The organism is Siccirubricoccus deserti, assembly GCF_014283215.1.
Taxonomy (GTDB): domain Bacteria; phylum Pseudomonadota; class Alphaproteobacteria; order Acetobacterales; family Acetobacteraceae; genus Siccirubricoccus; species Siccirubricoccus deserti.
Window position 1 is genome coordinate 1 of record NZ_JACOMF010000011.1, and the last position, 21,123, is coordinate 21,123.

Genomic DNA, 21,123 nt, shown 5'->3' on the forward strand with positions numbered 1-21,123 from the left:
CTCAGCTTCTGGGATTACCTCGGCGCCAGGCTCGGCATCCCAGGCCAAGCCAGCATCCCGTACTTGCCCGACTTGGTCCGGCAGCGCTGCCAGCCCGCCTGACCACCACAGGTTTTGCCCCTCTTACTTGTAGACTGGATCGGGCAAGTCCCGAGGTCCGGAGAGAAGAGCCCGGAGAGAGACGCGCGCCGCGGCTCGATATCGCCCTCGAAGTCTCAAGGTGCACGCCGAATACGTGGCGGAAGGCCGCGCTTCTGGGAGGCGGCGTCACTACGGAGAATGTGTTCTGAGGGTCCGACTGGAGCGGGCGAAGGGATTCGAACCCTCGACCCCAACCTTGGCAAGGTTGTGCTCTACCCCTGAGCTACGCCCGCGTCCGTCGGCAGCAGCGGGCTTTTATCAGGCTTTCCGGGGAAGACAACCCTGAATCTGTTGAGAATCCGCCATCACCTGTCGATTCATGCCAAAAGCGCATTTTCGCACCGTACCGTGGCGGGTCGTCGCCTGGCAGCGCATCAGGTGAAGCAAAACTCGCCCGAGGCCCGAACCATGATCGGCGATGCCGTGACGCCACATGGCGCACTGGTCGCTGGGGATCGGGCCTCGGCCCAGCGCGCGCTCTGCTGGATGCTGCCTGCGCGGAAGCTTGCCGGGTGGTCGATGAAGCCTCGCCCGCCATGCCGTCACGCCTGAGAGAGCGTCGGCGATGCCACGGGCAAGCCCCTGCCGCTGTCGCCCGACGTGGTCTGTCCGTCGTTGAATGCTTCGAGACAGGGGAGGCGTCTTCCTAGCGGAGGCTCTGGCTCATTGGAGTTGGAGGTTATGCGGCCTGCTGCTGATGCAGCAAGCGGGACACCTTCTGTCATTGGGCGGTGGGAGGTCAACGCGGGCTCGTCCGTTTCGCGGATCTTGCTTCTGTTCGTGGTCTGCGTGTGGCAGCCACATGAGGCGGTCCGATGCGAGGGAAGGGCCGATCTCAAAAGCGGCGGCCCCGTGAGGGGCGACCAGGTGTCCAGCGGCCTGCTCCCACCGTCGTCCGCGTCCGGACGAACCCTGCAGCGGTGATGGAGGTGTCTGGTGGATCAGCCCTCCATCGCCACTGCTGGGATGCCGTAGCGGAAGTCGCTTTCGCTGACCCACATGCGGTGCAGTACGCTGGCGAGCTTTCTGGCGACTACAACCTTGGCGCGCTTGGCGCCGCGGCGCTGGATCAGCCGCACGCCCCAGGCTTTCAGGGCAGGCCATTTGGTGACGCGGGTCAGCAGCACGTGCGCCGCCTCGAACAGGGCCACCCTGGTGGTGGCATCGCCGACCTTGCTGATCGCCCCGGCCCGGTCGGTCTCCCCGGACTGGTAGCGCTTCGGCGTCAGTCCGAGGAACGCCCCGACCGAACGCGACGAGCGGAAGCGGGCGGGGTCATCGATCGTGCTGCGGAAGGTCAGCGCCACCACGGCGCCAACGCCGGGCACCGTCATCAGGCGGCGGCAGACCGCATCGTCGCGCGCGGCGTCCCGGACCTGCCGGTCGAGCGCGGCGAGCTGGTCGCGCAACGCTTCGCGCGCCTGCAGCAGCGGCTCGAGAATACCGGGCAGGCTGGGGTGGCCGTCGAGCAGGGCGCGGACCGCACCCGACCAGCTCCTGCGCCGCAGCGTCGCCAGACGTAGGCCGAAGCCCCGCAGCAGTCCGCGGACGCTGTTCTCCAGGTCCTGCAGTTGCCGGACCATCGTCGTGCGCGCCGCCAGCCGGGCGCGCTGCTCCCGCGCAGTGATCGCCTTCACGTGGACCGGGCGGAACCAGCCCATGCGCAGCAGGTGACCGACACCCTCAGCCTGTTGCTGGCGGTCATCGTCCATCCAGCCAGTGTGCAGGACCGCGAAGGCGCGGAGACCTGCTGCGGGGGGCACGCCGGAGTTTCCTCTTCGTCGAACGCCTGATTGCGGATGCGGGCTACCAGGGGCCGAAGATGGCAGCGGCCGTTGCCGGGACCGGTGCCTGGATTTTGGAAGTCGTCCGCCGCTGCGACCAGCATCGCTTTGTCGTGCTGCCCAAGCGCTGGATTGTCGAGAGAACGCTGGCCTGGATCAGCCGGCCACCTCAGCGTCGGTCCAAGACGCTTCAACATCCGCAATCACGCCCGAGCCGCTGCCGTTTGCGGTGTGCATGGTGAGGCGCTGTCCCGGCCGTATTGCGAGCATTGCAAGGCCTTGGTTCCGAAATCCATTCTGGACGGGAACGGCAAGCGACCCTTGGCGGTGTGAACGAGTTGCCGCCGTGTCCGATCACAGGGGCGGGCGACGACCTGAAGCAGCCAGTGACCCGCAAGGAACCGGCACGACGCAAGGCGCAGCTCAGGCGCGCCATTGTTGGGCACATGCGCAAGTTGCCGGCATCGCCTCGCCGCGTTCGCGGCATCTTCGGGCGCAAGACCTCCACTACGCCGTGTAGGTCAGGATCACCCCAGCCGGATCAATAGTGTCAGACGAGCCCCTGATCCAGGATCTTCAGCTGTATGCCACAGGCTTTGCAATGCACCGCATCCGGCTCATGCCGCTGCAGGCCGCAGCTCGGGCAGGTGAAGCGCACCTTACTGGGGCGGAACAGGGTCTGCGCCAGCCGCAGGAACAAGGTCACCCCGGCCAACATGATCACCACCGTCAGCAGCCGTCCGGAGGCGCCATGCAGGACGATGTCGCCGAAGCCGGTGGTGGTCAGCGCGGTGACGGTGAAATACAGCGCATCGGCATAGTTGCCGATGTTCGGGTTGATGCGGTGCTGCGTCTCGAACACCAGCCCGGTCATGATGAAGATGAAGACGCCGAGCTGTGCCGCCGCCAGCGTCGCCTCCTCGTTGCGGCGGAAGAAGGGCAGGTCGCTGCGCAGCGAGGTGATCAGCCGCACCGAGTGCAGCAGCCTGAGGGTCCGCAGCACCCGCAGGAAGCCGAGCGCCCCATGCAGCAGCGGCGCCAGCAGCAGGGAGACGATGGCGACCAAATCGGCCAGTTCCAGTGGCCGCAGCAACTGCCGCAAGGGACGTTTCGTGGCGGCGGTGCGGGCGGTGAATTCCGCCAGCAGCCCCAACCCCAGCATTACATCCACCGCCATCACCATGGCCGAGAGCGGCAGGAAGGAGGCATAGACGATCCAGCCGATGCTGATCGCGTCCAGTGCCAGCAACCCGTAACGGAATTGCTTCGCATGCTCCGCCTTCGACCAGTAGAGCCGCCGCAGCGCAACCCGGGGGCTGTCGTGTGGCGACTTTTCCGGCACGGCTAAAGCGCGCCGCCCTTGCGCCCAGCCATGGCGCCGAGCCGCAGCCGCAGCGCATTCAGCTTGATGAAACCCTGGGCGTCGAACTGGTCATAGGCGCCCTGGTCATCCTCGAAGGTGACGTGCTTCATCGAGTAGAGGCTGTTCGGCGACTGCCGGCCGGTGACGATGGTGTTGCCCTTATAGAGCTTCAGCCGGACCATGCCGGTCACGCTGCGCTGGCTTTCATCCGCCATGGCCTGGAGCATCCGGCGTTCCGGGCTGAACCAGAAGCCATTGTAGACGATCTCGGCGTAGCGCGGCATGAGCGAATCCTTCAGATGCGCCGCCTCGCGGTCCAGGGTGATGCTCTCGATCGCCCGATGCGCCGCGTAGAGGATGGTGCCGCCGGGCGTCTCGTAGCAGCCACGCGACTTCATGCCGACGAAGCGGTTCTCCACCAGGTCCAGCCGGCCGATGCCGTTGGCCTTGCCCAGCGCGTTCAGCCGGGTCAGCAGCATGGCGGGCGAGAGGCGCTCGCCATTGATGCCGACGGCGTCGCCGCGCTCGAATTCGATGGTGATCTCGGTGGGCGTGTCGGGCGCGTCCTCCGGGCGGATGGTGCGCTGCCACACCATCTCGTCCGGCGCATCCCAGGGCTCCTCCAGGATCTTCCCCTCGCTGCTGCTGTGCAGCAGGTTGGCATCGACGCTGAACGGCGCCTCGCCGCGCTTGTCCTTGGCAATCGGGATCTGGTGCTGCTCGGCGAAGGCGATCAGCGCGGTGCGGCTGGTGAGGTCCCATTCGCGCCAGGGGGCGATGACTTTCACATCCGGCTTCAACGCGTAGTAGCCGATCTCGAACCGCACCTGGTCGTTGCCCTTGCCGGTGGCGCCATGCGCCACGGCATCGGCGCCGACCTCCTCGGCGATGCGGATCTGCTCCTGGGCGATCAGCGGCCGGGCGATGGAGGTGCCGAGCAGGTACTGCCCTTCGTAGAGCGCATTCATCCGGAACATCGGGAAGACGAAGTCACGGACGAACTCCTCCCGCAGGTCGCGGATGAAGATGTTCTCCGGCTTAATGCCGAGCAGCAGCGCCTTGTCGCGGGCCGGGCCGAGTTCCTCGCCCTGGCCGAGATCGGCGGTGAAGGTCACCACCTCGCATTGGTAGGTGGTTTGCAGCCACTTCAGGATGACGCTGGTGTCGAGCCCGCCGGAATAGGCGAGCACGACCTTCTTCACGTCCTTCACACGCATGGGAAACGGCCTTCCGGCTGGCGGTCTGGTTGGGGCCGCACCATGGCGCCGGGTCTCGGTGGCGGCAAGGCGGGGCGGCGCAAACCGCGTGAGGTTTGCGCCCGGTGCATAGCCCGGGCAGGCTTTCCGATCAAAGGCTTGCTCGGCCGGACGGGGCCGGGGCCGTCGAAGCTGAGCAGGGCCAAGTTTCGCCGCGGGAGTTGCGCAAGGGTCTTGCGAACCTCGGGCCAGTCATGGTTTCATCACTTTTATGGCATATCTCGTACAATTGCGCGGGATCGCATGCGCGCTGGCCTGCCTTGCCCTTGCCGGCCTCACCCTGCTCCCCGCCGCGGCACATCCGGCCGGGGCCGACGCCCTGTCGGTGGCCGCACCGGTGCTCGACGTCGCCGCCGTGCCGCATCTGACGCCCGAGGGCCGGGATGATTACGCCCGCTTCCTGCTGCAGGCGACGCCGCGGGCCTTCGCCCTCAGCCCCGATGGCACCTGGGGCTGGGCGGCGGCGCAGCCGGATATGGCGGCGACCGAGGCGCGGGCGCTGACCCTCTGCGCCCAATGGGGTGGTCGCGGATGCCGGGTGTATGCCCGTGACCTGGCCGTGGTCTGGGACGGTGCGCCACCCCGGCCCGGGGCGCCGCCGGCCAGGATGCTGGCGGCCGGGCGAGGCTGGTCGCTGACACCGGACCAACGCTTCTTCTGGCAGGGGCCGGGGGCGGCACGCGGGGTCTATGTCTGGGCCCATGGACGGGCCGCCGGAGGCCAGGACAGCCGCGGCACCCAGCCGCAGCCGCATGTCCGGGTCTTCAACAACGCCGGTTGGGACGTGGTGCGATTCGACCGCGACCCGGCAACCGATGAAACCGACGCCGCCGCCGTCTGGCTGCGCACCGCGGTGCACAGGCTGCGGGCACAAGGCTACGGCCGGGTGGTGGTGGGCGGCCAGTCGCGCGGCGGGTGGAATGCGCTGCAGGCCTTGCAGGAGACTGGCTTGGCCGATGCGGTGGTGGCGGTGGCCCCGGCGGCGCATGGCGCGACCGGCAGCCCGGCCTGGGCCTGGGCGCTGGATGACCTGCGCCGGGTGGTGGCACGGGCCCGCAGCCCGGCGGCGCGGGTGGTGGTGGTGACCTTCGCCGGCGACGAGTTCGACCCGGATCCGACCGGCCGCGCCGCCGTCTTCCGCACCCTTGCGGCGCCGCGGGTGGGGGCGCTGCTCTTCCTCGACCGTCCGGCGGAGGTCAGCGGCCATGGCGGCGGCGCCGATGCGCGCTTCACCCTGCGCTATGGGGCGTGCCTGCTGGAGTTCGTGGAAGGGCGGGCCGCGGGGTGCGATGAGCCGCGGCGGGCGCCCATGGACCTTGCCGCGCGGCATCCGTAGCTGCCTGGAATGCTGCCGGTACCGGGTCGGGCACAGCCAAGGCTCCGGAAGGCTGCGGCTGGCGGCAAAGCGCCGGATGCGTGTGGAACGGTTGGCCGGTCACGATGAACCGCCAACGGCATCAGTTCCGCGGCAGCCGGGCGCTGTCCGGCGCATCCGGGTTCTGCGCCCGGTGCCGCAGCAGGTGGTCGGCCAGCACCAGGGCGAGCATCGCCTCGCCTACCGGCACCGCGCGGATGCCGACGCAGGGGTCGTGCCGCCCTTTGGTGAGGACGTCCACCTCGCGGCCATGGCGGTCCACCGCCTGGCGCGGCGTCAGGATGCTGCTGGTCGGCTTCACCGCGAAGCGGGCGACGATGGGCTGGCCGGTGCTGATGCCGCCGAGCACGCCGCCGGCGTGGTTGGATCCGAACACGACCCGGCCGTCCGCGCCCATCCGCATCTCATCGGCATTGGCCTCGCCGGTCAGGGCGGCGGCGGCGAATCCCTCACCGATCTCGACGCCTTTCACGGCATTGATGCCCATCAGCGCCGCGGCGATCTCCGCGTCCAGCTTGCCGTAGATCGGCGCGCCCAGGCCGGGCGGCACGCCTTCCGCCACCACCTCGATCACCGCGCCGAGCGAGGAGCCGGATTTCCGCGCCGCCAGCAGCGCCTGTTCCCAGCGCCGAGCGGCGGCGCGGTCGGGGCAGGAGAAATCATTCTCGCCCACCGCCGCCCAATCCCAGGCGGCGCGGTCCACCGCGTCGCCACCCATCTGCACCAGCGCGCCACGGATTGTCACATCCGGCCCCAGCACCTTGCGGGCGATCGCGCCGGCGGCGACCCGCATGGCGGTCTCCCGCGCGCTGCTGCGGCCACCGCCGCGATAGTCGCGGATGCCGTATTTCAACTCATAAGCCAGGTCGGCATGGCCGGGGCGGAACCGGTCCTTGATCTCGCCATAGTCGCGCGAGCGCTGGTCCTGGTTCTCGATCACCAGCGCGATCGGCGTGCCGGTGGTCAGCCCCTCGAAGACGCCCGAGAGGATGCGGACCTGGTCCGGTTCCTGCCGCTGGGTGACGAAGGCCGATTGTCCCGGCCGGCGGCGGTCGAGGAAGGGCTGGATATCGGCCTCGCCCAACGCCAAGCGCGGTGGGCAGCCATCGACGACGCAGCCGATGGCCGGGCCATGGCTTTCGCCCCAGGTGGTGACGCGGAACAGATGGCCGAAGCTGTTGTGGGACACGGCATCACACCGTGCTGATGTCCGGCGCGTCCACCGCCTTCATCCCCACCACATGGTAGCCGCTGTCCACGTGATGCACCTCACCGGTGACGCCGGCGGCGAGGTCGCTCAGCAGGTACAGCCCGGCGCCGCCGACCTCCTCGATGGAGACGTTGCGCTTCAGCGGGCTGTTCAGCTGGTTCCACTTCAGTATGTAACGGAAATCGCCGATGCCGCTGGCCGCCAGCGTCTTGATCGGCCCGGCCGAGATCGCGTTCACCCGGATGCCGATGCCGCCGAGGTCGGCCGCCAGGTAGCGCACGCTGGCCTCCAGCGCCGCCTTGGCCACGCCCATCACATTGTAATGCGGGGTGACACGCTCGGCGCCGAGGTAGCTCATCGTCAGCAGGCTGCCGCCCGGCTTCATCAGCGGCACCGCCCGCTGGCTGACCGAAACGAAGGAGAAGCAGGAGATGTCGAGCGCCTGCAGGAAGGCCTCGCGCGGCGTGTCCAGGTAGCGGCCGCGCAGGTACTGCTTGTCGGCGAAACCGATGGCATGGACCAGGAAATCCAGCCCACCCCAGTTCTCCCGCAGGGTGGCGAAGGCGGCGTCCACGCTGGCGTCGTCGGCCACGTCGCAGGGCAGCACCAAAGAGGAGCCGATGCTCTCGGCCAGCGGGCGGACGCGCTTCTCCAGCGCCTCCCCCTGATAGGTGAAGGCGACCTCGGCGCCCTGGGCGGCGACCGCGCGGGCGATCCCCCAGGCGATGGAGCGATCATTCGCCACGCCCATGATCAGGCCGCGCTTCCCCGCCATGAGCGAACCGGTGGGGGCATCAGCAAGCGGCGCTTCGGACATTTGCAAGGGGAACCAGCTTGTTGCGGATGGACGGCCGTGGTGGCACACCCCCGGCCGGCGGGCAAGGGGGACCGACCCGCGACCGCCCCCATCACCCCATCGGGATGCACGCCATGGACAGCACTGCCACCGACCCCATCGCCCGGTTCGAGGCCTGGATGGCGGAGGCGGCGCAGGCCGAGCCGAATGATCCGAATGCGGTCTGCCTGGCGACCAGCACGCCGGATGGCCGCCCCTCGGCGCGAATGGTGCTGCTGAAGGGCGTCGATGCGCGAGGCTTCGTCTTCTACACCAATCTTGAAAGCCGCAAGGGCCAGGAGTTGGCCGCCAACCCCGAGGCGGCGCTGTGCTTCCACTGGAAGTCGCTGCACCGCAGCGTCCGGGTCGAGGGGGCGGTCGAGCCGGTGAGCCGGGAAGAGGCCGATGCCTATTACCAATCCCGCGCCCGCGGCAGCCGTATCGGCGCCTGGGCCAGCCGGCAGTCCCGCCCGCTGGAAAGCCGCTTCGCGCTGGAGAAGGCGGTCGCCGAATACACTATGAAATTCGGCATCGGCGAGATCCCCCGGCCGGCGTTCTGGTCCGGCTTCCGGCTGCTGCCGCGCCGGATCGAATTCTGGCGCGACATGCCGTTCCGCCTGCATGACCGCCAGGTCTTCCACCGGGAGGCGGAGGGCTGGCGGATCGAGGCGCTGTACCCGTGACCCCGGACTGGGGGCGCCGATGATCCCGCCGGCCCAGGCTGAGGCCGCGGCGCTGCTGCAGGGGCTGACCGGCGCAGCGCCGATCGAGACGCATATCTCCGCCATCTACGTCGGTGCTGAGACGGCCTTCAAACTGAAGAAGGCGGTGGCCCTCGGCTTCCTCGACTTCACCGCGCTGGCGGAACGCGAGCGCCTGCTGCGGCGCGAGCTGGCGCTGAACCAACCCTTCGCGCCCGGCCTCTACCGCGATGTGGCGTCACTCACCCGGGCGCCGGGCGGCGGGCTGGAATTGGCCGGGCCGGGCGAGGTGGTGGACTGGGTGCTGCGCATGGCGCCGGTGCCGCCCGGGGATTTCCTCGATGCGGTGGCGGCGCGCGACGGGCTGACGCCGGCGCTGCTGGACGCCATCGCCGATACCGTCGCGGCGCAGCATGCGGTGCTGCCCGCGGCCGCGCTGCCGGATCCCGCGGCGGCGATGGCCGCGGTACTGGAGGGCAACCGCCGTGCCGCCCTGGCGGCCGGGCTGCCTGCCGAACGGATCGAGGCCTGGGCGGCGACGCTGGGCGGGGCGCTGCGCCGCCTTGCGTCCATCCTTGCCGGACGCGCCAGGGCGGGACGGGTCAGGCGCTGCCACGGCGACCTGCATCTCGGCAACCTGCTGCTGTGGCAGGGCAGGGTCTGCCCCTTCGACGCGCTGGAATTCGACGAGGCGCTGGCCACCATCGACACCGGCTACGACCTCGCCTTCCTGCTGATGGACCTCGACCACCGGGTCGGGCGGGCGGCGGCGAATCGGGTGCTGAACCGCTATGTGGCGCGCGGCGGCGACGCCGGGCTCACCACCGCGCTGCCGGTCTGGCTGTCGCTTCGCGCCATAATCCGCGCCCATGTCGAGGCGGCCCGGGGCCAAGCGGCCAAGGCGCTCGGCTATCTCGACCGGGCAGAGGAGTATCTGCGGCCGCCGCCGCCGCGGCTGATCGCCATCGGCGGGCTGCAGGGCACCGGCAAGTCACGGCTGGCGCAGGCGCTGGCCCCCTGGATCGGCGCCGCGCCGGGGGCGCTGGTGCTGCGCAGCGACGAGATCCGCAAGCGCCAGGCCGGGCTGGCGCCGGAGCAGCGACTGCCGCCGGAGTTCTATGCGCCCGAGGCCAGCGCCGCGGTCTTCGCCGAGCTGACGGCGCTGGCGGCGGAGGCGGTGGGCGGCGGCCATGCCGCCATCGCCGATGCGGTGTTCCAGCGGCCGGCCGAGCGCCAGGCCATCGCCGCGGCGGCGGGTGGCGCGCGCTTCGATGGGCTGTGGCTGACCGCGCCGCTGGCCGTGTTGCGGGACCGCGTCGCCGCGCGTCGCGGTGATGCCTCGGATGCCGATGTGGCGGTGCTGGAGGCCGCCGCCGCGCGCGATTCCGGGCCGCTCGACTGGCGTGTGGTGGATGCGGCGGCTGATCCCATTCCGGCGGCCCGGGAATGCCTTGGCGTGTGCGCACCGAATCCGTGTTAGGATGGCACCGGAAGCGCCGATTGGGAGACGCGCCATGGCCTATCGACGTCTGCTGCTGCCTCTGACCGGCACCGCGGCCGGGGAAGCCGCCCTTGCCACCGCGCTGATGGTGGCGCGGATCTGGAACGCGCATGTCCATTGCCTGCATGTGCGGGTGGATGCCCGGGATGTCGCGCCGCTGGCCGGCGAGGGGCTTTCCGGCGCGATGATCGAGGAGATGATGGCGGCGACCGAACGCGAAAGCGGCGAGCGCGCCAACCGCGTCCGCCTGCTGTTCGACCGCTTCACCGGCACCGCCGGCGGCATCGCCATCGCCAACAGCGCCGAATCGGCGCTGAAGCACGACGGGCCGACCCTGTCCTTCGAGAGTATCGCGGGGCGGGAGGAGGATATTGTGGCGCAGCGGTCGCGCCTCTACGACATGGCGGTGGTGCCGCACCCCGAGGCGGATGAGGATGTCTCCTCCTCCGACGCGCTGCATGCGGTGCTGTTCGACAGTGGCAGGCCGGTGCTGATCGCCCCGCGCGAAGTGCCGCAGACCATCGGCACCCGTGTCTGCTGCGCCTGGAACGGCTCGGCCGAGAGCGCGGCCGCGGTCGCCGCGGCGCTGCCCTGGCTGCATCGTGCCCAGGCGGTCCGCCTGCTCTATGCCGATGAGTACCAGCGGCGCGGACCAACGGTGGAGGGCATCCGCAGCTATCTCCGCTGGCACGAGATCGAGGCCGAGCCGGTGCTGTTCAAGCCGTTGACGAAGGATGTCGGCGCCGGGTTGCTGGGCGCGGCGCGCGACTTCCGCGCCGACCTGCTCTGCATGGGCGCCTACAGCCATTCCCGGCTGCGCCAGCTCATCCTCGGCGGCGTGACGCGGCATGTGCTGGAGAACAGCGACATGCCGGTGCTGATGTGCCGGTAATCGGCCCGATGGCCGCAGCGCCGCAGGGCGCGGAGGGCTGAATCGGGTCGCTTCGTGGGGCCGTCATCGCCCTGGTCAATGGTGGTGATCCCGGCTGGTGACGGGACTTCCGCCAGCCGCCGCCCTATCTGGGTGCCATCGCGGCCGTCACCTCCGGCGGCCTCTCACCCGATGGAGCATCCCGATGATCGATGTTCGCCCCTTCGGCACCCTCGGCGGTGCCAACCATGGCTGGCTCCAGGCTCGCCATCATTTTTCCTTCGCCAACTACCATGACCCCGCCCGGATGAACTGGGGACGGCTGCGGGTGTGGAACGACGATGAGATCGCTGCTGGCACCGGCTTCGATCCGCATCCGCACCGCGACATGGAAATCATCACCTATGTCCGCGACGGGGCGATCACCCACCGCGACAGCATGGGCAATGAAGGCCGCACCGAGGCCGGCGACGTGCAGATCATGTCGGCCGGGACCGGCGTGGTGCACAGCGAGTACAACCTCGAGCCGGAGACGACGCGCCTCTTCCAGATCTGGATCATCCCGGACCGGCGCGGCGCGAAGCCGAATTGGGGTGCCAAGCAATTCCCCAAGGAGCAGCGTGAGACGGGATTCGAGGTGCTGGCGAGCGGCCGGCCGCAGGATGCCGGGAACGGCGCCCTGCCGCTGAATGTCGATGGCGCGGTGCTGGCGGCGACCCTGAAGGCCGGCCAGACCCTGCGCCAGCCCCTGGCCGAAGGCCGCGCCGCCTATCTGGTGCCGGCCAAGGGCGCGGTGACGGTGAATGGCGTGGCGGTCGGCACCCGCGACGGCGCTGGCATCCGCGACGAGGCGGAGATCGCCATCACCGCGACCGAGGATGCCGAGCTGGTCATGGTGGAGGTGGCGGCCGAGTAGATCGGACCATGGGCGGCTGGGCGCAGCCGCGTTCAGCCGCTCCCGCCGATCCGCTCCTCGGGCGACAGGCCGCGGCGGATTGCGTTGATCGAAGACCGCAATCCGCCATGGCCGCGCCCGCCAGCATCTCCAGCAGCGCCCCGCGCAGTACGCCGATTGGGTCGCGCCCCGGCCCCTCAGCCACCAGCGCCCGATGCCCGCCGGCCAGCACGGCATGGCGGGCACCAGGCAGCATGGTGGAGGCCAGCGGCACCAGCCCGTCATTCGGCCCGGCCCCCTGGCGTTCCATCCAGCGCGCCAGCGGCGCATAGGCCTGGTCGCGCCAGCCGCCCCGGTCTTCCAGCACCGTCGCCAGGCTCGCCATCGGCAGCTGTTCAGCCAGCGCCAGGATCGCCGCCGCATGCGCCGCCATCCAGGCGCCGCGCACCGACGTCGTCAGATCCTTCACCCCGCGCCCGGTGCCGAGACCCAGCGCCCGCAGCGCATGATGCGCCGCCAGGTGCAACCGCCGCTGGCCGCACACCGCATCCGCCACCGGCGAGCCATGAAAGGGCGATTGCAGCGCGATGAAGCCGTGGCACCGCGCCGCCACCCCCGGCAGCAGCAGCGCCGCCAGCGCCTCCAGCCCCCCCTTGCTGTGGCCGACCAACACCGCCGGCCGCGGGTCGGCGGCCAGCGCCGCGGCGATCCGTCCGGCATTGACGCCGACCGGTGCCGCGGTCGGCAGCGGCAGCACCGCCACCGCCACGCCGAGCCCGCGCAGCCACGCCGCCTGGCTGGCCATGTAGTCGATGCCGATCGGGCGCAGTCGCGCCATCACCTCGCCGAACAGCCCGTGGCAGAGCAGCACCTGCCGGCCGGCGAGCCGTGCCGCCAGCCGCGCATCCGCCGTGCTGGTGGCCGTGGGGTTCAATCGACCTGCACCACCAGCTTGCCGAAATTCCGGCCCTTCAGCAGGCCGATGAAGGCCTGCGGCGCGTTCCGCAGCCCCTGCACCACATCCTCCTTCCAGACCATCCGCCCCTCCGCCATCCAGCCGAGCATCTGCTTCCGGAAGGCGGGGTAGCGCGGCCAGCCATTGTCGCTGACGATGAAGCCCTGGATGCGCAGGCGCTTCCGCACCACCGGCCCCAGGTTGGGGCCCGGCGCGCCGCCGAAGCTGTCGGCACCCTCCGCGACGTTGTACTGCGAGATGACGCCGCACATCACCATCCGGCCGAAGTCGCGGAAGCGCGGGAAGACCGCCGCCTGCACCGCGCCGCCGACATTCTCCCAATAGACGTCGATCCCCTCCGGGCAGGCGGCGTCGAGCTGCGCGTCGAGGTCGCCGCGATGGTCGAGGCAGGCGTCGAAGCCCAGCTCCTCCGTCACGTAGCGGCATTTCTCCGGCCCACCGGCGATGCCGATGACCTTGCAGCCGCGGAGCTTGCCGATCTGACCGACGACTTGGCCGACCGCGCCCGAGGCGGCGGAGACCACCATGGTCTCGCCGGGCTTCGGCGTGCCGATATCCTCGAGCCCGACCCAGGCGGTCAGCCCGGGCATGCCGAGCACGCCGAGATTGGCCGAGAGCGGCGCCTCCTGCGAGTCCACCTTGATCAGCCCAGCGGCCTTGACCACCGAGAAGCGCTGCCAGCCATAGCCGCCCGCCACCGTATCGCCCGGCGCGAAGCCCGGGGCGCGGGAGGCGACGACCTCGCCGGCGGTACGGCCTTCCATGACCGCGCCAAGCTCGACCGGCTTGGCATAGCTCTTCGCCTCCGCCATCCGGCCGCGCATGTAGGGATCAAGCGAGAGGTATCCCGCCCGCACAAGCACCTCGCCCTCCTTCGGCTCCGGCACCGGGGTTTCGACGATCTCGAAATCCTCGGGCACCGGCTCGCCCTTCGGGCGGCGGCGGAGCAGCACCTGCAGGTTGGTTTCGGCCATGGCGTTCTCCTCTTGCGTCCTGGCTGGTTCCCGCCGTCGGGGTGGCTGGGGCGCCGGTTCCAGGCCGCAACATCGGACGGCCGCGGGTGCGGGGAAAGGGGGGCGGCACCGGGAGCGTGGCCAAAAGGGCGCCGATGCTCACTTGGCAGTGATCGCGGATGTCAAATTCCACATCCGATCGCAAGCCGTTGTGATCACCCTTGCGGCATCTATCCGGGGAGGCTGGGGGCGCAACCGAATATGGGACCTCGACCATGCGAATTGCGCCTTTGCTGCTTGCCCTGGGCAGCGGCCTCGCCTTGGCTGCCTGTAATCAGGCCTCCAGCCCCAGCGGCCCGCCGGTCAGCGGCACCAGCGCCGGCCCGGGCGCGCCGCCGTTGCAGCAGCAGGCCAGGGACATCGGCGGCAGCAACAGCGCCAATGCCTCGGCCGGCACGCCCAGCATCTCCGGCGTGCGTGGCGATGGGCGGCCGAATGTCGAATACAGCGGGCCGAGCAGCGGCAGCATCGGTAGCCCGGTGCCGCAAAGGCCGCCGCAGATGCATCAGCACTCGCGGCCCTGAGCCCGACGTCAGCGCGGAGTTCGCCGCGCGGCGCTGAGCGGTTTCACGCGGGCCGGCGACGGCCAGCGTGGAATGACGGCGGCAGCGGGCCGGTCAGGGAGCCGGCCCGCTGGCGGATGTCATTCCCGCCATCTCTCGCCACTCGGCCTCGGTCAGGGTGCGGAGGCCGAGTTCCGCTGCCTTGGTGGCCTTGCTGCCGGCATCCGCCCCGACCACCACGAAATCTGTCTTCTTCGACACATTCTTGGTGACCTTGGCGCCGAGCCGCTCGGCCACCGCCTCGGCCTCGTCGCGTGAGGTCTGCTGCAAGGTGCCGGTGAAGACCACGGTCTTGCCGGCGAAAGGGCTGTCGCTGTCGCCGAAGCTCTCGGCGGGCAGCGGCGACACCTCGCGGGCGAGATCGTCCAGCGCCTCCAGGTTCCGCCGCTCGACGAAGAACTCCGCCAGTTCGGTGGCGATGGCTGGGCCAATTCCCTGAATCGAGCCCAGCTCCTCCCGCGCCTCGGAGCCTATTGTGGTAGCGGCCAGCATGCGCGACCGCCATTGCGCGAAATCATGGTAGTGGCGGGCCAGGAGCTTGGCGTTCTGCGCCCCGATGCGGCGGATGCCGAGGGCGAAGATGAAGCGCTCCAGCGGCGGCGTGCGCCGGCTCTCGATCGCGGCCAGCAGGTTGGCGAGCTTCTTCGAATCCTTCTTCGAAGTGCGGCCCCAGCCCTCCCACTGTCGGATGGTGGCGGCATGGTCCTTGAGGCGGAAGATGTCGGCCGGGCTCTTCACCAGCCCCGCCTCATGCAGGGCGATGATGTTCTCCTCGCCCAGCCCTTCGATGTCCATGGCGTTGCGGCTGACGAAATGCTTCAGCCGTTCCACCGTCTGGGCCGGGCAGATCAGCCCGCCGGTGCAACGCCGCACCACCTCGCCGGCCGGGCGCACCGCATGGCTGCCGCAGGCTGGACAGGTTTCGGGGAAGGCGAAGGGCTGGCTGTCCGCCGGGCGCTTCTCCAGCACCACCGAGACGATCTGCGGGATGACATCGCCGGCCCGCTGCAGCACCACCGTATCGCCGATGCGGACATCCTTGCGGATGATCTCGTCCTCATTGTGCAGGGTCGCGTGCTGCACCATGACGCCGCCGACATTGACCGGCTCCATCACCGCGCGGGGCGTCAGCGCCCCGGTGCGACCGACCTGGATGTCGATCTTCAGCAGCGTGGTGGTGGCCTGCTCGGCGGGGAATTTCCAGGCGATGGCCCAGCGCGGCGTGCGGCCGACGAAGCCGAGGCGGCTCTGCCAGTCCAGCCGGTCCAGCTTGTAGACGACGCCGTCGATGTCGTAGTCCAGCCCGGCGCGCTGCCCGGCCAGCCCGGCCTGGAATTCCGCCGCCGCATGCGCGTCCGGCAGCAGCCTGGAGAGCGGGTTCACCCGGAAACCCCAGCGCTTCAGCGCCGCCAGATATTCCCAATGCGTCTCCGCCACCGGGGTGCTGGAGGCGCCCTGGGCATAGGCGAAGAACTGCAGCGGCCGGCGCGCCGTCACCTCCGGGTCGAGCTGCCGCAGCGAGCCGGCGGCGGCGTTGCGCGGATTGGCCGGGATGCGGATTTCGGGGCCGACCTTCTCGCCCCGTTCGCGGCGCTGCTCCCGCTCCTCGGCCAGCCGCGCCTGCTCCTCGCGGAAGGCGAGGAAATCCGCCTTGGTCATGAAGACCTCGCCGCGGATCTCGATCTGCGCCGGGGCATCGGGGCCGAGGCGCCGGGGCAGTTCGGCCTCGCCCAAGGTCTGGAGGTTGCGGGTGATGTCCTCGCCCACCGTGCCGTCGCCGCGCGTGGCGCCGCGGATGAAGACGCCGTCCTCATAGGTCAGGTTGACCGAGAGGCCGTCGATCTTCGGCTCGGCGACGAAGCGCAGCACCTCCTCCTCCGGCAGCCGGAGAAAGCGGCGGAGGGTGCGGGTGAACTCGGCGAAATCCTCCGGCCCGAACGCATTGTCGAGGCTCAGCATCGGCGTCCCATGGCGGGATTTGGCGAAGCCCGCGGCAGGGGCCGCACCGGGGGGGGCCTCGCTCGGGCTGTCCTCCCGCTTCAGCGAGGGGAAGCGCGCCTCGATGGCGGCGTTGCGGCGGCGCAGCGCGTCGTATTCGGCGTCGGTGATCTCCGGCGCGTCGTTCTGGTGGTAGGCGATGTCGGCGGCGGCGATCTCGGCGGCGAGGGCGGCGAGTTCGGCCGAGGCCTCGGCTTCGGTCAGCGCCTCGGGCGGGCGCGTGCGGAGCGTGGTGTCGTTCATGCCGACCGCGCCATGCGTGCCAGGCTCTCGCCGGCGAGGATGAAATCCGTGACCAAAGCCGTCTCCGCACCAAGCCGGCGATGGAAGGCGAGGGCGGTCTCGTCCCCCTCATCCGCATTCCACCACAGGAAGCTGCCGCCGGAGGCCAGCGCCTCCGCTGCCATGGCGGCGACAAGGGCCCGGCCCATCCCGTGCCGCCGCGCCTCCGGCACCACATAGAGGTCGTTGAGGAACAGCCCCCAACGGCTATGGCCGCTGTCATAGCTCGGATGCGCGGTGGCGAGGCCGGCCGCGTGCCCGTCCAGGCAGGCGACCAGCACCACGCAGCGCGCATCGCCGATCAGGTCGCGTGCCACCCGGTCCGGCGTGATCAGCCCGGGCTGCAACCCCGGCTCGTCGTTCAGCGCGCGCAGCATGGCGGCGAGCGCCGGAGCATCGTCCGGAACGGCGCGGCGAATCACAGCAGCCCCCCCGTCAGCAGGCTGTCCGCCGCCGCCCGCGCCGCATCCGTCACCCGCTCCCCGGCCAGCATACGGGCGATCTCCTCGCGCCGCTCACGCTTGCCAAGCGGCTCCACCGTGGTCGCCGCGCGCTCGCCCTTCACCTGCTTGGCGACGCGCAACTGCTGCGCCCCGCGTGCCGCCACCTGCGGGCTGTGCGTCACCACCAGCACCTGCAACCGCTCGGCCACCCGCGCCAGCCGCTCCCCCACCGCCGCGGCGGTGGCGCCGCCGATGCCGGCATCCACCTCGTCGAAAATCAAGGTCGGCACTGGGCTGCCGCGCGCCAGCACCACCTTCAGCGCGAGCATCAGCCGCGACAGCTCGCCGCCCGAGGCGATCTTCTGCAGATTCCCCGGCGGCTGGCCCGGGTTGGTCGAGATGAGGAAGGCCACCCGGTCCATGCCATCGGCGCCCCAGGCGGCTTCCTCCCGCGGCGCCACCTCGACGAAGAAGCGGGCGCGGTCGAGCTTCAGCGGCGGCAGCTCCTTGGCCAGCGCCGCTTCCAGCCGCTCCGCCGCAGTCCGCCGGGCCACCGAGAGCGCCTCCGCCGCCGCCACATAATCGCGCCGCGCCTGCGCCGCCGCCTGCTCCAGTGCCGCCACCCTGCCGCTGCCGGCATCAAGCGCACCGAGCCTCTCCTTCAGCGAGACCAGCAGCGCCGGCAGCTCCACCGCCGGCACGCCATGCTTGCGGGCGGCGGCGCGCAGGCCGAACAGCCGGTCCTCCAGCTGCTCCAGCCGGCGCGGGTCGGGGGCGCCCTCCTGCAGCAACCGCTCCAGCAGGGTCTCGGCCTCGGCCACCGCATCCTGGGCGGTCGCCAGCAGGGCGAGGATCGGCTGCGCTTCCTCATTCGGCGCCGGCAGCCGTTCCAGCGCGCGCGCCGCGCTGCGCAGCGCATCGGCCGGGCTGCCGCCGCGGCGGCGGTCGCGCGGCTGCAGATCGGCCAGGGCGGCGGCGATGCTCTCACCGCGCCGCTCGCCCTGCTGCAGCCGCTGGCGTTCGGTGGCGAGCGTTGCCTCCTCGCCCTCCTCCGGCGCCAGGGCGGAGAGCTCCTCCACCGCGTGACGGAGGAATTCCTCATCGCGCTGGGCGGCGGCGATGGCGTCGCGCGCCTCGGCCAGGGCACGCTCCGCCTCGCGCCAGCGGCGATGCGCGGCGGCGGTTGCCTGGCGCAGCGGTTCCAGCCCGCCGAAGGCGTCCAGCAGGCCCGCATGGGTTGCCGGATCGGCCAGCCCCACCTGGTCGTGCTGGCCCTGCAACTCGACCAGTGTCGCCGCCAGCCGGCGCAGCAGCCCTGCGGCGACCGGCTGGCCGTTGACGAAGGCGCGGCTGCGGCCGTCCGCCTGGACCACCCGGCGCAGCACCAGCGTCTCCTCCCGCTCAACCGCCTGTTCGGCGAGGATAGCGAAGGCGGGGTGGCCGTCGGGCGGGGCGAATTCGGCGGTGACCGAGCATTGCGCCTGGCCGGCGCGCACCATCCCGGCCTCGGCCCGCGCGCCGCAGGCCAGGCCCAGGCTGTCGAGCAGAATGGATTTGCCGGCGCCGGTTTCGCCGGTCAGCACGGTGAGGCCAGGGCCGAAGCTGAGGTCCAGCCGCTCGATCAGCACGACGTCGCGGATCGCCAGCGAGGCGAGCATGGGTGGCCGCTAGCACATCATCCGATCAGACACCGTCCGATCGGCTGGGGAGGCTCGCAGGCACGGCGGGGCATGGACCGTGAGCGCGGGCGACGCGGGCATGCGCTAGCCGCCGCGGCTCAAAAGATCCAGTTCCAGGCCCGGCGGGCGAAGCCGGGCCGCTCCGCCGCCACCGGCACGGAGCCTTCGACCAGCAGCGCGTAGCTGTCCTGGTACCAGGGGCTGCCGGGGAAATTATGCCCGAGCACCGAGGCGGTCGCCTTGGCCTCCTCCGGCAGGCCGAGGGCCAGGTAGATCTCGGTCAGCCGGTGCAGCGCCTCCGGCACGTGGTTGGTGGTCTGGAAATCCTCGACCACGCGCTTGAACCGGCCGATGGCGGCGCCGTAGAGGCGCTGGCGCTGGTAGAAGCGGCCGATGTTCATCTCCTTGCCCGCCAGATGGTCGCGGCCGAGGTCGATCTTTAGCCGCGCGTCGCGGGCATAGGCGGTGTCGGGGAAGCGGTTGACCACATCCTGCAACGCCGCCATCGCCTGCTCGGTGGTGCGCTGGTCGCGCTGCGCATCGGTGATCTGCTCGTAGTAGCAGAGCGCGCGCAGGTAATAGGCGTAGGCGATGTCGCGATGCGCCGGGTGCAGCTGGATGAAGCGGTCCAGTGCGCCGATCGCCTCGGTGTAGCGGTTGCGCTGGTACTCGCCATAGGCCGCCATGATCTTGGCGTTGGTTGCCCAGGTCGAATAGGGGTGGTCGCGCTCCACCTGGTCGAACAGGTCGACCGCCTGCGGGAAGCGGCGGGCCTGCAGCGCCTCGACCCCCGCGGCGTAGAGCCCTTCGGGGCTCTGGTCGAGCGTCGCGTTGGGCGCGCGGCGGGCGGCGTCCAGCGAGGATTGCCGGCCGTCCCAATTGTTGAACATCGAACAGCCCGGCAGGACGGCAAGGCCCAGGCACAGGGCGAGCAGGGGGGAAGCGCGTCGGATCATCGGGGCCCGGTCATGCGATTGGCCCGACCCTATAGCATGCCGCTTCGCCTGCCGACACGGGCCGGGGCGGCGGGCCATCCGGGCCGGTTCAGGCGACCGCGGGGGCCGCGGCGGCGGCGGCCGGCAGCCGCGGGGCGGCACCTTCGCCGACCAGCAGCCCGGGCAGCGCCCGCCAATTGACCCGGTCTGCGAACAGCGCCCGCAGCAGCCGATTGTTGAGCGCATGGCCCGAACGATGGCCGGAGAAGCGGCCGCGCAGCGGCGCGCCGGCCAGCGCCAGATCGCCCACCACGTCCAGCAGCTTGTGCCGCACGAATTCATCCGGCCGGCGCAGCCCGCCGGGATTCAGCACCAGCGGCCCGTCCACCACCACGGCATTGGCCAGGCTGCCGCCCTGGGCGAGGCCGGCGGCGCGCAGCCGGGCCACGTCCTCGGCCAGGGTGAAGGTCCGCGCATCGGCCAGGCCGGCGCGGAAGGCCTGCGGGGTGAGCCGCAGCGCCAGCGACTGGCGGCCGATGGCGGTGGTCGGGAAATCGATGGTGAGGCTGGCCTCCAGCCGGTCGCCGAGGCCGGGCGCCAGCTCGGCCCATGCGGCGTCGGGGCCCTCGCCCTCCTGCACCCGGACCGGGCGCAGCACCTCGATCACCTCGGCCTCGGCGGTGCCAAGGCCGCCATGGGCGATCAGCCCGGTGCAGTCGAGCAGGAAGACGAATGGCGCGGCGGAGCCGTCGAGGATCGGCACTTCCGGCCCGTCCAGTTCGACCACCGCGTCATCGACGCCGCAGCCGGCCAGCGCCGCCATCACATGCTCCACCGTGCCGATGCGATGCGCGGGCGCGTCGCCCGGGATGCCGAGGGCGGTGCAGAGGCGGGTGTCGACCACATGGTCGTAACGGGCAGGAAGCTCCAGCCCGATGTCGGTGCGGCGGAACAGGATGCCGGTGCCAGCGGCGGCCGGCCGCAGGGTGAGGGAAACCCGACGGCCGCTGTGCAGACCGATGCCGACGCAGCCGATGGCGGCCTTCAGCGTCCGGCGACGACCCGTATCGAGCGGAAAAAACCCGTCCATGCCCACCCCTGTGCAGCCCCTGTTCACCGTGGAGCGCCAGTCCTGGCAGGCACCCAGCATCTAGATGACACCCGGCTCCCGTATCTGCGAGTCAAGCCTTATTTCGTCATATTACGCTGTAACATATTGATTTGATTGTATTTTTGCGTCGCACAATGGATTGGCGAGAAATATGCTGCGGTGCGGTGAAGCCCGATTCACGGCAACGGCCG

General features: G+C 70.6%; 19 protein-coding genes and 1 tRNA gene. 6 read left to right on the forward strand and 14 right to left on the reverse strand.

All coding sequences use genetic code 11. The annotated features are described in order from the left end of the window. Positions 1 to 299: 299 nt before the first annotated feature. Both H7965_RS11295 and H7965_RS11300 read right to left on the reverse strand, forming a co-directional pair. Positions 300 to 374 (reverse strand) — tRNA-Gly (locus H7965_RS11295). Positions 375 to 1,082: 708 nt separating this feature from the next. Further along, positions 1,083 to 1,904, reverse strand: a complete 822-nt coding sequence (locus H7965_RS11300) for an IS110 family RNA-guided transposase (RefSeq protein WP_186770686.1) — start codon at positions 1,902 to 1,904, stop codon at positions 1,083 to 1,085. 29 nt (positions 1,905 to 1,933) lie between these two features. Here H7965_RS11300 and H7965_RS31935 point away from each other — a divergent pair, with 29 nt between their 5' ends. Beyond that, on the forward strand, positions 1,934 to 2,167 hold the full coding sequence (locus tag H7965_RS31935; protein ID WP_390624562.1) for a hypothetical protein: 234 nt from the start codon (positions 1,934 to 1,936) through the stop codon (positions 2,165 to 2,167). A gap of 308 nt (positions 2,168 to 2,475) precedes the next feature. Here H7965_RS31935 and H7965_RS11305 read toward each other — a convergent pair whose 3' ends face one another. Together H7965_RS11305 and H7965_RS11310 are read right to left on the reverse strand one after the other, a co-directional pair. Continuing rightward, complete coding sequence (locus tag H7965_RS11305; RefSeq protein WP_222440572.1) at positions 2,476 to 3,267, reverse strand: potassium channel family protein; 792 nt, start codon at positions 3,265 to 3,267, stop codon at positions 2,476 to 2,478. 2 nt (positions 3,268 to 3,269) lie between these two features. Continuing rightward, positions 3,270 to 4,505: an argininosuccinate synthase gene (locus tag H7965_RS11310; protein WP_186770687.1), complete on the reverse strand. Its 1,236-nt coding sequence runs from the start codon at positions 4,503 to 4,505 to the stop codon at positions 3,270 to 3,272. Positions 4,506 to 4,773: 268 nt separating this feature from the next. Between H7965_RS11310 and H7965_RS11315 the strand changes: the two genes are divergently transcribed. After that, a complete protein-coding gene (locus tag H7965_RS11315) occupies positions 4,774 to 5,880 on the forward strand; it encodes a hypothetical protein (protein WP_186770688.1) in 1,107 nt (368 codons plus the stop codon). A 121-nt stretch (positions 5,881 to 6,001) separates the two neighbouring features. Here the strand turns inward: H7965_RS11315 and aroC are convergent, their stop codons facing one another. Both aroC and fabI read right to left on the reverse strand, forming a co-directional pair. After that, complete coding sequence (gene aroC / locus H7965_RS11320) at positions 6,002 to 7,108, reverse strand: chorismate synthase (protein WP_186770689.1); 1,107 nt, start codon at positions 7,106 to 7,108, stop codon at positions 6,002 to 6,004. A gap of 4 nt (positions 7,109 to 7,112) precedes the next feature. Continuing rightward, a complete protein-coding gene (gene fabI / locus H7965_RS11325) occupies positions 7,113 to 7,946 on the reverse strand; it encodes an enoyl-ACP reductase FabI (protein WP_186770690.1) in 834 nt (277 codons plus the stop codon). Positions 7,947 to 8,059: 113 nt separating this feature from the next. Between fabI and pdxH the strand changes: the two genes are divergently transcribed. From pdxH to H7965_RS11345, 4 genes are all read left to right on the forward strand, one after another. After that, positions 8,060 to 8,647 (forward strand): pyridoxamine 5'-phosphate oxidase, encoded by a 588-nt coding sequence (gene pdxH / locus H7965_RS11330; RefSeq protein WP_456308148.1) that lies wholly within the window; start codon positions 8,060 to 8,062, stop codon positions 8,645 to 8,647. 19 nt (positions 8,648 to 8,666) lie between these two features. Next, positions 8,667 to 10,145, forward strand: coding sequence for a bifunctional aminoglycoside phosphotransferase/ATP-binding protein (locus tag H7965_RS11335; protein WP_186770691.1), 1,479 nt, complete (start codon positions 8,667 to 8,669; stop codon positions 10,143 to 10,145). 34 nt (positions 10,146 to 10,179) lie between these two features. Continuing rightward, positions 10,180 to 11,058, forward strand: a complete 879-nt coding sequence (locus tag H7965_RS11340) for a universal stress protein (protein ID WP_186770692.1) — start codon at positions 10,180 to 10,182, stop codon at positions 11,056 to 11,058. 184 nt (positions 11,059 to 11,242) lie between these two features. After that, positions 11,243 to 11,953, forward strand: coding sequence for a pirin family protein (locus tag H7965_RS11345; RefSeq protein ID WP_186770693.1), 711 nt, complete (start codon positions 11,243 to 11,245; stop codon positions 11,951 to 11,953). Here the strand turns inward: H7965_RS11345 and H7965_RS11350 are convergent. The 8 genes from H7965_RS11350 to lpxC all read right to left on the reverse strand — a co-directional run bounded on the left by H7965_RS11350 (position 11,928) and on the right by lpxC (position 20,911). After that, the gene (locus H7965_RS11350; protein ID WP_186770694.1) at positions 11,928 to 12,866 is read right to left on the reverse strand and encodes a hypothetical protein; all 939 of its coding nucleotides are present in this window, start codon (positions 12,864 to 12,866) and stop codon (positions 11,928 to 11,930) included. The genes H7965_RS11345 and H7965_RS11350 overlap by 26 nt on opposite strands. Next, positions 12,863 to 13,882: an NADP-dependent oxidoreductase gene (locus tag H7965_RS11355; RefSeq protein ID WP_186770695.1), complete on the reverse strand. Its 1,020-nt coding sequence runs from the start codon at positions 13,880 to 13,882 to the stop codon at positions 12,863 to 12,865. The genes H7965_RS11350 and H7965_RS11355 overlap by 4 nt, the downstream gene beginning before the upstream one ends. A gap of 313 nt (positions 13,883 to 14,195) precedes the next feature. Continuing rightward, a complete protein-coding gene (locus H7965_RS11360; protein WP_186770696.1) occupies positions 14,196 to 14,390 on the reverse strand; it encodes a hypothetical protein in 195 nt (64 codons plus the stop codon). A gap of 148 nt (positions 14,391 to 14,538) precedes the next feature. Further along, positions 14,539 to 16,725, reverse strand: coding sequence for an NAD-dependent DNA ligase LigA (ligA, locus tag H7965_RS11365; RefSeq protein WP_186770697.1), 2,187 nt, complete (start codon positions 16,723 to 16,725; stop codon positions 14,539 to 14,541). After that, entirely contained in the window at positions 16,722 to 17,186 is a 465-nt protein-coding gene (locus H7965_RS11370) for a GNAT family N-acetyltransferase (protein ID WP_186770698.1), read from the reverse strand. The genes ligA and H7965_RS11370 overlap by 4 nt, the downstream gene beginning before the upstream one ends. Beyond that, entirely contained in the window at positions 17,183 to 18,865 is a 1,683-nt protein-coding gene (gene recN / locus H7965_RS11375; protein ID WP_186770699.1) for a DNA repair protein RecN, read from the reverse strand. Before recN ends, H7965_RS11370 begins: the two co-directional genes overlap by 4 nt. A 119-nt stretch (positions 18,866 to 18,984) precedes the next feature. Further along, positions 18,985 to 19,842: an outer membrane protein assembly factor BamD gene (locus tag H7965_RS11380; protein ID WP_186770700.1), complete on the reverse strand. Its 858-nt coding sequence runs from the start codon at positions 19,840 to 19,842 to the stop codon at positions 18,985 to 18,987. Positions 19,843 to 19,930: 88 nt separating this feature from the next. Next, entirely contained in the window at positions 19,931 to 20,911 is a 981-nt protein-coding gene (gene lpxC / locus H7965_RS11385) for a UDP-3-O-acyl-N-acetylglucosamine deacetylase (protein WP_186770701.1), read from the reverse strand. Between the last annotated feature and the right edge of the window lie 212 nt (positions 20,912 to 21,123).

Coding starts and splice junctions, on each gene's coding strand:
- H7965_RS11310 (WP_186770687.1), bottom strand. CDS start 4,505: ATGCGTGTGAAGGACGTGAAGAAGGTCGTGCTCGCCTATTCCGGCGGG.
- fabI (WP_186770690.1), bottom strand. CDS start 7,946: ATGTCCGAAGCGCCGCTTGCTGATGCCCCCACCGGTTCGCTCATGGCG.
- pdxH (WP_456308148.1), top strand. CDS start 8,060: ATGGACAGCACTGCCACCGACCCCATCGCCCGGTTCGAGGCCTGGATG.
- H7965_RS11335 (WP_186770691.1), top strand. CDS start 8,667: ATGATCCCGCCGGCCCAGGCTGAGGCCGCGGCGCTGCTGCAGGGGCTG.
- H7965_RS11340 (WP_186770692.1), top strand. CDS start 10,180: ATGGCCTATCGACGTCTGCTGCTGCCTCTGACCGGCACCGCGGCCGGG.
- H7965_RS11345 (WP_186770693.1), top strand. CDS start 11,243: ATGATCGATGTTCGCCCCTTCGGCACCCTCGGCGGTGCCAACCATGGC.
- H7965_RS11355 (WP_186770695.1), bottom strand. CDS start 13,882: ATGGCCGAAACCAACCTGCAGGTGCTGCTCCGCCGCCGCCCGAAGGGC.
- H7965_RS11360 (WP_186770696.1), bottom strand. CDS start 14,390: ATGCTGCCGCTGCTCGGCCCGCTGTATTCGACATTCGGCCGCCCATCG.
- ligA (WP_186770697.1), bottom strand. CDS start 16,725: ATGAACGACACCACGCTCCGCACGCGCCCGCCCGAGGCGCTGACCGAA.
- recN (WP_186770699.1), bottom strand. CDS start 18,865: ATGCTCGCCTCGCTGGCGATCCGCGACGTCGTGCTGATCGAGCGGCTG.
- H7965_RS11380 (WP_186770700.1), bottom strand. CDS start 19,842: ATGATCCGACGCGCTTCCCCCCTGCTCGCCCTGTGCCTGGGCCTTGCC.
- lpxC (WP_186770701.1), bottom strand. CDS start 20,911: ATGGACGGGTTTTTTCCGCTCGATACGGGTCGTCGCCGGACGCTGAAG.